The organism is Mycobacterium sp. TH-M116, assembly GCF_057473685.1.
Genome location: NZ_JBYCLC010000317.1, coordinates 1 through 10,078, shown reverse-complemented (window position 1 = coordinate 10,078; position 10,078 = coordinate 1). Strand labels below are relative to the sequence as shown.

The following is a 10,078-nucleotide window of genomic DNA, read 5'->3' as shown; positions in this document are numbered from 1 at the left end:
TAGCCCCAGCATCCCTGGGTCAAGGCTTGTCCCCCAACTCTTTAGGCCAGTCGTTCATATCCGGGATGGCGACCGGTCAGCCAGCGGGTGCCGGCGCGCAATCGTTGTCCTCGGGCGCGATGCAAGCGATGGGAACGGGGTCGGTTCCACCGATGCAACCGATAGGAGCGGGGTCGGGTGCGCCGCCGCAGGCGTTGCCTCCGCTGGCGCCCCCCGCCGTACCTTCCATACCGATGTCCGGCAGTGAATCATTAACTCCTGCAAGTGGTCCCATAGATGCCCTGACCACTTCTGCACCGCAGGCGTCGACGACCGGCGGCGGTGTGCCGGTGGCGCCCGCGGTGATGACAGGGGGTTCCTGGCCGGCGTCGGCGACCGGTGGGCCCGTCGCTCCCGCTGGGCCGCTGCCCGCATACGGATCGGATCTGCGCCAACCAGTGGTCGCGCCCCCCGCCATGGTCTCGACGCCGACGGCACCGGTTTCTGGGTCGCCGGTCGCGCCGACAACCCCGTCGTCCCCGTCGACGGGGGGACCGATCGTTTCTGCCGCCGAACGGGCTGCCTTCCCAACCGCAGCGGGGCAGCCGGGCGTAGGTTCGTCGAGCCTGGCTGGAGCATCGGCGGCGTCGGCCGCGACCGGGGCGACTGTCGGCGCGGCCTCGAGTCGGGCCGCTGAACAGCGACGTCTACAGCGCATCGTCGACGCGGTGGCGCGCCAGGAACCGCACTTGTCGTGGGCGGCCGCGTTGCGCGATGACGGCACCACGACTCTGCTGGTCACGGACCTGGCCTGCGGGTGGATTCCGCCGCACGTCCGGCTGCCCGCCCACCTGACGCTGCTCGAACCGGCAGCGCGCCGCCGGGATGCCAGCGTCGTCGACCTGTTGGGAGCCGTGGTGACCGCGGCCGCCCACCAGCCCGGCGCCTACGTCGCCGAACCCGGCCCGGACGCACCGGCGCTGAGCGGTGACCGGCCCGCGCGCAGCCAGGCACCCACGGTCGACGAACTCGGACCCACCCTGGTGGATGCCGTGCGGCGCCGTGACGGTCTGCCGCGGATAGCTCAGGCAGTCGCGACGCCGGCGGTGCGGAAGACGGGTGTGCTCGAAAACGAAGCCACACTCTTGCGCGCATGCCTCGCCGACGTCCGGCGGTCGGTGTTGAACGCCTATCCCGCTCACGATCCGGCCGCCGTCGCGGACTGGATGCTTCTCGCGGCAGTCGAGGCCCTCATCGGCGACCGTGAATACTTGGCGAATTACCACCTGGCCTGGTTCAACGCGCTGACTAGCCGCAACGATCCCAAGCGCCACCTGCCTCGGTCGAGGTGAATGTCAACGTGAATACCGCCAGACGCGTGCTGTGCCAAAATGGCCGAGACGTGCGACTACGCGTCAGGCGGGCCGACGGCTCCAAGCGTGAGAAATGAGGTGACGACGTGACCGGAGACAATTCTGCGCCGGTCCCCGCACCCGGAGCCCTCGGGCCGCCCGGCACCACGATCAAGGTGACGCCGGATACGTTGTCGCAGGCTCTCTACGGAGTACCGTTGCCGCCGCCTGTCGCGCCGACCCCGGCGCCCCCGCCCGGAACCTCACCCGTCGATGCGGCATCCGGCGCTCTGGTTGCCGCGAGCAACGTCGGGGTGCCCGGTGACGTCGCGACCAGTGCCGAGGCGGACGCGGACCGCCGGGCGCACCTGGCCGATGCTTTGGCCAAGTTCCCTGCCAACGAAGCTGACTCGGCGCAGCAGATGCAAGCGGTCGGCGCACAGGCCGGTGGCCAGCAGGGCATGCAAATGGTTGAGCAGACGGCGTCGAGCCTGACCGGTGCGCTCACCGGTGCCCTCGGAGGCATCATGGGCGCGTTGACGCAGATCCCGCAACAGGCCATGCAGGCGAGCCAAAGCGCGATGCAACCACTGATGAGCGCGGTCCAGCAGGCGTCCCACGGTGTCGGGGCGCTGGAGGCCGGGGACCCCGCGGAACTGGTCGACGGCCTCGGTGTCGACCCGGAGGCCGGCGCCGGCGGCGGTGGAATCGGCGATGGAACCACACCGGCCGCATCGCTGGGTGCCCCGCCGGTGCCGGGATCGTCGCCGCCGACAACCCCCGCGGGGGCGCCGGCGAGACCGGTCGCGCCGCCACCGAGCGAGGGCGCTACCGCGGCCAGGGGGCCAGCGGGGATGACCGGTATGCCGATGATGCCGGGTGCCGTGGGCGCCAGCGGCGAGAACGCAAAAGACAAGCCCGGCGAAAAGCGGGTTTCGGCACCTGGGGTGCCCAACGGCCAGCCGGTCAAGGGCCGCCTCACGGTACCGCCGCCGAGCGCGCCCGTCGCCAAGCCCGGTGAGGATAAACCGACCGTGGTGACCAATAGGCCGAATCGGCGCATCGTGATCATGCCGAGTGAGGACGCGGCGAAGGAGTGAGCAGGCGGCGACGGCGCCGACGGGAAAATGTGGGAGTTGTCCGGTATGGATACGGTGCGTGCTGACGCGGCTACAGCACGGTGTGAACGGGAAAGGCGTTGACCGATCCTGGTGTCACCGAGGCAGTCGCGGCGTTGAGCCGCGGCCATTCCTTGTTCGCCGGCGACGCCACCGGAGGCGACGTCGGTGACGTTCCCGCGCAAATCCGTTCCCGTACCGACGCGATATCAGCGGCGCACAAGATCCCGGCGGCCGCCGGCCGGTCGACCAGGTCCACGCGCAGGTTGCACGGTCTGGCCGAAGCCGACGAGGCACTGACACGGATCATGGCGGCGGCGCGGGCCGAACACGCCCACGCCAGGGCGGCGACACGACGAATCCTTTCCTCCGCCAGATCCGACGCGGCGCTCAGCGCCGACACGCCGCTGGGCCGGCGAGAGGCGGCTACCCGGATGGCGGCGCGGCTTCGGGCGCAGCACCGATACATCACTCGATCACGTCAGCGATCACGGCTGTTCGCGCATCGACTGCGCCGCCTGGGCTACCGGCTACAGCAGAGAAGCCACCACGCCAGCGGTCGCGCCTCCGTGCAGGCCGCCATCGGTAAAGCACTGGACATCAAGGGCATTCACGATCCCGCGGCCCGTGCCCGCTGGCGGCGCGGCATGGATTTGGCCGCCCGGCGCGAGTCCGGCTACAACGCGGGCGCGGTGAACAACTGGGATGCCAACGCGGCGAGGGGCACTCCGAGCCGGGGAGCCTGGCAGTTCGTCGCGCCGACCTTCGCCGCGTACCACGAACCCGGAACCTCTGGCGACATTCACGATCTGGTGGCGCAGGCGTGCGCGTTCATCAACTATGCCCGGGCCCGCTACGGGGTCGCGGCCGACGCGTCAAATCTGGCCGATCGGATCCAGCAGGCCGATCCGCGCCGATCTCCCCGGGGGTACTGATGCCACTGAGCTTGTCCAATCGCGACCAGAATTCCGGCCACCTCTTCTACAACCGGCGGTTGCGGGCCGCAACGACCCGCTTCTCGGTGCGGATGAAGCACGACGACCGCAAGCAGACCGCCGCACTGGCGTTGTCGATGGTGCTGGTGGCCATCGCGGGCGGCTGGATGGTTCTGCTAAATGTGCTCAAACCAACAGGTGCGGTAGGGGATTCGACGATCATCGGTGACCGCGATTCGGGTGCGATCTACGCCCGCATCGACGGTCGGCTGTATCCGGCGCTGAACCTGACCTCGGCGCGGCTGGCGACCGGCTCGGCGGCGCAGCCGACCTGGGTCAAGCCCGCCGAGATCGCAAAGTATCCGTCGGGACCGATGATCGGCATCCCGGGAGCGCCGGCGGCCATGCCGGTGAACCGGGGCGCGGTCTCGGCGTGGACCCTGTGCGATACCGCGGGCCGCCCGCGTAGCGGGGACAAGCCGGTGGTGACCTCGATCGCGGGCCTGCTCAACGGGGGTGGCCGCGCGGCACCGCTGCGCGGCGACGCGGGCCTGCTGGTCACCTTCCAGCACAGCGCCTACGTGATCTGGGATGGCAAGCGCTCGCGGATCGACCCAGCCAACCGGGCGGTCACCTTGAGTCTGGGACTCGACCCCGGCGTCGCGTCCCCCGTCGAGATCTCGCGGGCGCTGTTCGACGCGCTGCCGGCGACCGAGCCGCTGACCGTGCCGCCGATCCCCGAGGCGGGTGCGCCGTCGAAATGGGTGGCGGGCTCCCGGGTCGGCGCGGTGCTCCAATCCCAAACCTCTGGCGGCACAAGCCAGTTCTACGTCCTGTTGCCCGACGGGATGCAGAAGATCACCAGCTTCGTGGCCGATCTGCTGCGCAGCTCCAATTCCTACGGGTCGACGACGCCGCGATCGGTGACCCCCGACGTGCTTGTCAGCACGCCCGAAGTCAACTCCCTACCCGTGGACTATTACCCGAGCGGGCGGCTGAATTTCGTTGACTCCACGGCGAATCCGACCACCTGTGTGGCCTGGGAGAAAGCTTCGACGGATCCGCAGGCCCGGGTGGCCGTGTACAACGGGCGCGGCCTTCCGGTGCTCGCGTCCATGGACGAGCGGATCGTTCACCTGGTCCGTGACGACCGCGGCCCGGCCTCGGTGGTGGCCGAGCAGGTACTGGTGTTACCCGGGGCGGTGAATTTCGTGGCGTCGACCAGCGGCGTGATCACCTCGGACTCCCGCGAATCGTTGTTCTGGGTTTCCCCCAACGGGGTGCGGTTCGGGATCGTCGCCGACGACGCGTCATTGCGCGCGCTGGGATTGGACCCGGCCGCGGCGGTTCAGGCGCCGTGGCCGCTGTTGCGGACCTTCGCCGCGGGACCGGCCCTGTCGCAGCAGGCGGCACTGGTGGCCCGCGACACCGTGCCCGCACTCGGAAAGGTGGCCGTGGTGACGACAACAGCGAGAGCCGGAGGCTAGACATGTCGAAGAGGGCTTTTGCGATCAACCGGCTCAGGCTCGAGCCTCCGAAACCGGTGCGGGTGGCACCGAGTGCGCCGATCGCGCTTGCCGAACGCGAACCGCGCAACATCTGGGTGATGATCGGCGTGCCGGCGCTGATCGTGGCGCTGATCGGCACGGTGGTCATGCTCTACGTCTCGGGTGTGCGCAGTGTGACCACGGGCTTCTTTCCGCTGATGGGCATCGGCGCGTTCAGCATGCTGGCCTTTTCCGGGCGGTTCGGGCGTGCGCGCAAGATCACCTGGGGCGAAATGGAGCGCGGGCGCCGCCGCTACTTGCGCGACCTCGACGGCAACCGGGACGAGATCCAGACCGCGGTGTGTGCGCAGCGCGAATGGCAGCATGCTGTGCACTCCGACCCGCAGGGGCTGGGGGCGATCATCGGCGGTCCGCGGATGTGGGAACGCGGTCGCGGGGACGCGGATTTCCTGGAGGTGCGGCTGGGCACCGGGGTGCAGCACGCCCCGGACTCGGTGTTGTCGGTGACCTGGCCCGACATTTCTTCTGATGAGGAACTCGAACCCGTCACCGGGCAGGCGCTGCGCGATTTCATTTTGGAGCAGCGCAAGATTCGCGATATCGCCAAGGTCGTCAACCTGCGTTCGGCGCCGGGTTTCAGCTTGGTGGGTGAGGATCTGGACCGGCTGCGCTCGCTGATGCGCTCCGTGTTGTGCTCGCTGGCGGTGTTTCACAATCCCCGCGACGTGAAACTGATTGTGGTGACCCGCAGTCCGGACGTGTGGTCCTGGATGGTGTGGCTGCCGCACAACCTGCACGACGAGCTGTTCGACGCATGCGGTTGGCGGCGAATGGTATTCGCCACCCCGGAGGAGCTGGAAGAGGCGTTGGGCGCCGAGCTGCACAGGAAGGGAAAGCGGGGCGCGTGGACCCCGCCGGTGGCGGCCAGCCCCACCGCGATGGGCTCAGCGCTGGAAACCGGACAAGGCAACGCCGCGGTGGACTTGGGACCACACTTGGTGATCGTCGACGACAACACCGGCAGCCCCGATGCGTGGGAGAGTGTGGTCGGTCAGGTCGGCAAAGCCGGCATCACCGTGCTGCGCATCGCATCCCGGGTGGGCACCGGAGTGGGATTCGCCGACGACCAGGTCTTCGAAATGCGTGAGCGGAACCGCACGCCGAGCATTTCGGTGAACGGGCAGGCGAAATCCGCCGGCAACGGCGCGGACATCCACGACGACGAACGGCCCGAGCCGCTGGTGCGGTTGCGGGGCAAGTTCTTCGCGCACGCCGACCAGCTGTCCCTTCACCGGGCCTACCGCTATGCGCGGGCGATGGCGCGATGGTCGCCGACCAGCAGCGCCGACGCCGCCGACTCCGCCAGCGGAGCCGCCGAGTTGCTGCGGGCGCTCGGCATCGGCGACCCCCGTGAACTCGACGTCGACCGGTTGTGGGTCGAGCGGCGCGGGCGCGGCGACGAGCGGTGGTGCGAAATCCCCGTCGGGGCCAAACCGAACGGCGAATTGCAGAACATCATCTTGCGGGCAAAAGACTTCGGCGGCTTCGGGTTTCACTCCGTGGTGATCGGAACCAGCGGCTCGGGCAAGTCGGAGTTCTTCTTGTCGCTGGTCTACGGGATCGCGCTGACGCATTCCCCCGAGGCGTTCAACGTCATCTTCGTCGACATGAAATTCGAATCCGCGGCACAGGACATCCTGGGTATCCCGCATGTGGTGGCCGCACTGTCGAACCTCGGCAAGGACGAGCGCCACCTGGCCGAACGGATGCGCCGCGTCATCGACGGCGAGATCAAGCAGCGCTATGAGCTGTTCACGTCGGTGGGTGCACGCGACGCCAACGACTACGAAGAGATCCGGCTCGCCGGGCGCGACCTGCCGCCGGTGCCGGTGCTGCTGGTCATCGTCGACGAATACCTGGAATTGTTCGCCAACCACGACAAGTGGATCAACCTGATCATCCACATCGGGCAGGAGGGCCGCGGCGCCAACGTCTTCTTCATGCTGGGCGGGCAGCGCCTCGATTTGTCGTCGCTGCAGAAAGTCAAGTCCAACATCGCGTTCCGCATCGCGCTGCGCGCCGAGTCCGGTGATGACAGCCGCGAGGTGATCGGCTCGGACGCCGCCTATCACCTGCCGTCGAAGGAGAACGGTTTCGCGCTGCTGAAGGTGGGACCGCGCGACCTGGAGCCGTTCCGCTGCTTCTACCTCTCGGCGCCGTTCGTGGTGCCCAAGACGGCACCGGCGGCCACCACTGTCGACATGACGCTGACCAAGCCGCGGCTGTACAACTGGCAGTATCAGCCCCTGGACGTGGCCGATGCGGCAGCGCTGGAGGCGGCGGCCGTGGTCGATGTCGAACCCGACGAATTCCTCTACCACGAAGACGGTTTCAAGAAAAAGAAGGTCGTCGACGTGCTGCGCGAGTCGCTGCGCGCCGTGCCGCACTGCGCGCCGCGCCGCCCATGGCTGGAACCGCTGGAGGACCCCGAGCCCGTCGACGTGCTGGTGGCGGGTTACCGGGGCAAGCCCTGGCACGTCGACTACGGCCGCAACCCGGGGCTGATGTTCCCGGTGGGCGTGATGGACATCCCCGAGGAGTCCCGCCAGGTGGTCTACGCGCTCGACGCGCTGCGCAGCAACATCGTCGTGGTCGGGGCCAAGCAGTGCGGCAAGACCACCACCTTGATGACGCTGATGTGTTCGGCCGCAACGATGTACAGCCCGGCCCGGGTGACGTTCTTCTGCATCGGCGGGGCCACCCTGGCGCAGGTGGCGTCGCTGCCGCACGTCACCGACATCGTGTCCCCGAAGGACAACGAGGGCATCGAACGCATCCTGAGCAGCATGGACGCGCTGATCGACGCGCGCGAGGACTCGTTTCGCCACCTCAAGATCGACCTCGACGGCTTCCGTGAGCGCCGGTTCGGCCCCGGCAGCGACGGCCTCGGCGGCACCGATCCCACCGATCCGTTCGGCGACGTGTTCGTGGTCCTCGACGACTACGACGACCTGTACTCCAAGGACACCCTGATAGGCGACCGCATCATCTCACTGAGCAGCCGGGGTCCCGAATACGGTGTGCACGTGATCTGCAGCGCCGGCGGCTGGATCCACGGGCAGCGCCAGAGCCTGCTGCAAAACGCCACCGCGCGAATCCAGTTGCGGTTGGCCGACCCCAGCGAGAGCCAGATGGGGCACTCGTCGATCGAGTCGCGGGAAGCGGCGCGGCGCACGCTGAACCGGCCCGGCTTCGGTCTGAGCGACAGCTTGCACGAACTGCGCGTCGGCGTACCAGCGCTCGCGGATCCCGCCAGCGGCGCGCTGGTCGGCATCACCGAGGTCGGCGGCCGCATCGCCGAAGTCGCCGGTGTGACCAAGCACGCCACGCTGCAACGGCTGCCGCAACAGGTGGCGCTGCGGGCGATCCTCGAGCACGAGGCCGCCCATCCCAGCGGCGACGACCTGTCGATCGCCTTCGCCATCGGCGAACGCCACGACCTGGGCCCGGTCCCGCTGACGCTGCGGGACACCCCCGGCCTGATGATCCTGGGCAGGCAGGGCTGCGGGAAGACGACGGCACTGGTGGCCATCGGCGAGGCCGTCATGAGCCGGTTCGGCCCCGACGAGGCCCAACTGACACTGATCGACCCCAAGACCGCGCCGCACGGCCTGCGGGACCTGCACGGCCCGGGGTATGTGCGCGCGTACGCCTACGACCAGGACGAGATCGACGAGGTCATCACCGAGCTCGCCCAGCAGGTGTTGTTGCCCCGGCTACCACCGAAAGGGTTGAGCCAGAAGGAATTACGGTCCCTCAAGCCATGGGAAGGCCCAAGGCACTTCGTGCTCATCGACGACGTGCAGGATCTGCGGCCGGATCAGAGCTACCCGCCCAAGCCGCCGGTGGGGTCGGCGCTGTGGAAGCTGATCGAACGGGCCCGTCAGATTGGCTTGCACGTGTTCACGACGCGTAACAGCTCGAACTGGGCGACGCTGCAGATGGATCCGTGGATGCGGTTCCAGAATTCGGCTAAGGTGTCGCAGCTCTACATGGACAACGACCCGCAGAACAGGATCAACCGCGTCGTTCGCGCGCAGGCGCTGCCACCCGGACGGGGGCTGCTGCTCAGCGCCGACGGGGACGTCGAGGGGGTCCTGGTCGGGATGCCGTCGACGGCCATCCCGCCCCAGTGAGCCCGGATGCCGCGCTGAGCGGTTTGCTCGAGGCCCGCAGTCCCGCGGTGTATTTCGACGCCAAGATCGGCGATTCGATCCTGACGCTGCCTACGGTGCGGGCGTTGGGCCAGATGTTCAGCGCCCCGATCACCATGATCTGCCCGAAGGTGGCCTTCGACCTGTGCTTCCGGGAGGTGAGCGATCGCCATGTGGAGATCCCGGGATTCCTCACCCACGGCGTGCCCTCGCGTCGGCCGCCGGACATCGACGCGCTGGCAGCCCAGATCGGCCCCGTCGACCTGTTCGTCAACACCACGGTGTTGCGCTGGCCGTCCGAGACCGGGCAGGCGCTGCGGCGCCGGGTTGCTCCCGCGACCAGCATCGGCTTCGCCAACGACAACGGCGACTACGACGTCGTCGTCGCGAAGGAGGCGTGCCACTCGGTCGAACTGTGCTTCAAGCTGGCGCAACTGTTCGATCCCGCGGCCCGGGCCGACACCTACTCCCAGCCGGCGCCCATCCCGTCGCCCGTGCAGCAGCAAACCCGCGCGATGCGGGCCGGGCTGCCCGCCGGAGTCAAGGTGCTCGTCGTGCACGCCGATACCGATTGCTCCGAGAAGCGTTGGCCGATAACCCGATTCATCGACGTGCTGGACCGGCTTCTGGCGCGCCACGACGACTTCGTCGCCTGGGTTGTGGGGATGGGCGAGGAGGAGCTCAACGTCGGGTACGAGCGTGACCGCGTCATCCCCCACCTCGGGCTGCCGCTGGACCTCGCGATGGGCTTGGTGGCCGAAGCGGACCTCTTTTTGGGCGTCGATTCGTGCATGTTGCACGCCGCCGATCTGGCGCGGTTCCCCGGCGTGGGGCTGTTCGGGCTGACGCGATCGATGACGTGGGGGTTCCGGTTCGGGCCGCACCGCCACATCGACCGCCGGTCCATGAGCGGTATCACGGTGGCAGACGTGCTGGGCGCGGTGGAAGACCTGAGCGCCGAGCATGGCCTGA

Annotated in this window: 6 protein-coding genes; all 6 read left to right on the top strand. The window is 68.5% G+C overall.

Annotated elements, in window-relative coordinates:
* Positions 1–707: 707 nt before the first annotated feature.
* A complete protein-coding gene (locus AC2VOK_RS16465; RefSeq protein WP_428901440.1) occupies positions 708–1,331 on the top strand; it encodes a DUF5631 domain-containing protein in 624 nt (207 codons plus the stop codon).
* 107 nt (positions 1,332–1,438) lie between these two features.
* Entirely contained in the window at positions 1,439–2,431 is a 993-nt protein-coding gene (locus AC2VOK_RS16460) for a hypothetical protein (RefSeq protein ID WP_428901439.1), read from the top strand.
* A 98-nt stretch (positions 2,432–2,529) separates the two neighbouring features.
* Positions 2,530–3,384, top strand: coding sequence for a hypothetical protein (locus AC2VOK_RS16455; protein ID WP_428901438.1), 855 nt, complete (start codon positions 2,530–2,532; stop codon positions 3,382–3,384).
* Positions 3,384–4,871, top strand: a complete 1,488-nt coding sequence (gene eccB, locus AC2VOK_RS16450) for a type VII secretion protein EccB (RefSeq protein ID WP_428901437.1) — start codon at positions 3,384–3,386, stop codon at positions 4,869–4,871. Before AC2VOK_RS16455 ends, eccB begins: the two co-directional genes overlap by 1 nt.
* A 2-nt stretch (positions 4,872–4,873) precedes the next feature.
* Positions 4,874–9,088 (top strand): type VII secretion protein EccCa, encoded by a 4,215-nt coding sequence (gene eccCa / locus AC2VOK_RS16445; protein ID WP_428901436.1) that lies wholly within the window; start codon positions 4,874–4,876, stop codon positions 9,086–9,088.
* The coding region (locus tag AC2VOK_RS16440) for a glycosyltransferase family 9 protein (RefSeq protein ID WP_428901435.1) at positions 9,085–10,078 on the top strand (994 nt) is incomplete at its 3' end. The genes eccCa and AC2VOK_RS16440, both read left to right, overlap by 4 nt.